Annotated in this window: 1 rRNA gene; it reads left to right on the top strand. The window is 48.3% G+C overall.

From position 1 onward, the window contains the following. Positions 1 to 113: ribosomal RNA gene (rrf, locus tag RB620_RS30235) — 5S ribosomal RNA — on the top strand; the annotation flags it as partial. Between the last annotated feature and the right edge of the window lie 390 nt (positions 114 to 503).

Here is a 503-nt window from a genome sequence, read left to right as displayed (position 1 = left end):
GTGGCGATGGCGGAGGGGAACCACGCGTTCCCATACCGAACACGACCGTTAAGCCCTCCAGCGCCAATGGTACTTGGACCGCAGGGTCCTGGGAGAGTAGGACGTCGCCAAGCGGGTATATCTGAGATGTAGGCTCCGTCGTCTCTCCCACTGGGAGAGTATCGGAAACTTCATCGAAGAAAACTCAAAGCAGCATATGCGATATCTAATGAAGTTTCCGATGCCGACCTTGAAGCAATTCAGGAAGTCGAGTCATCAGGTGCGGAATGGACGTCGCAAAGCGGGTGTGAAAACCCAAAAATTGCACCTTGAAAACTGGATAACGAAAGAAAATTGCTGAAACATCCTTTAGCTGTTTTAAACTAGCAGCGAGCTGGTTTCGCAAAAGCGAGCCAAGCCGTTGAAGTTAAGCGAAGTTTATTGAAGATTGAGATGCATCTTGTTCTTTTGTTCCAACCATTGGTTATCTAATCAAGGAACAAACGAACAAAGCAGCGCAAGCT

It is taken from the genome of Paenibacillus sp. LHD-117, from assembly GCF_030929555.1.
GTDB lineage: Bacteria > Bacillota > Bacilli > Paenibacillales > Paenibacillaceae > Pristimantibacillus.
Note: the sequence above shows the minus strand (reverse complement) of the source record. Positions and strands in the feature narration are given on the sequence as shown.